Annotated in this window: 1 protein-coding gene; it reads right to left on the reverse strand. The window is 37.1% G+C overall.

Features of this window, described 5'->3' with window-relative positions; translation table 11 throughout:
- The coding region (locus ABEB23_RS18245; RefSeq protein WP_348814147.1) for a hypothetical protein at nt 1-475 on the reverse strand (475 nt) is incomplete at its 3' end.
- Between the last annotated feature and the right edge of the window lie 53 nt (nt 476-528).

A 528-nucleotide genomic window follows, 5' to 3' on the forward strand; every position in this document is an offset into this window, starting at 1 on the left:
TTTTTCTATATAACAACATGATGCCTCCAACAATTTGAATCAAGGCTATTATAATTCCAAAAGCTGGCGAATAGCCAAAATAGAACCAGGTGAGCCATTCGCCGCTCTGTTGATTCATGGGGTTTTTGGCGATTTCAGAAGGCACAATAAACTGAAGTCCGTAAAACTTTTTCCAGCCAAAAGCCATGACATTAAAAGCTGTACAATAACGTATTGCACTGTATAAAAACCCATAAATCTTTTGGGAACTGGTTTTTTCTTTTCTTTCCCTCCAGTGCCATATAAAAGGAAGAACAATTGATGCCGCAAGCGAAATTCCAATTATAGAAAAAACGAGAACCGGTGGCAGCCACGGAATATTTCCTCCGTTGCCGAGAAGTAAAAATAAAGCTGAAAATTCGAGTCCAAAAATTAAGGCGGCTAAAATTTTCTTTCCTAAAGAAGTAAAAAATTCGGAATTTGACTGTTCTGACATGTGTTTCTGGTTTGAGTTAATAGGTCCCAAATTTGAATATTAATCACGAACTG

Source organism: Flavobacterium maritimum (assembly GCF_040049085.1).
Taxonomy (GTDB): Bacteria; Bacteroidota; Bacteroidia; order Flavobacteriales; family Flavobacteriaceae; genus Flavobacterium; species Flavobacterium maritimum.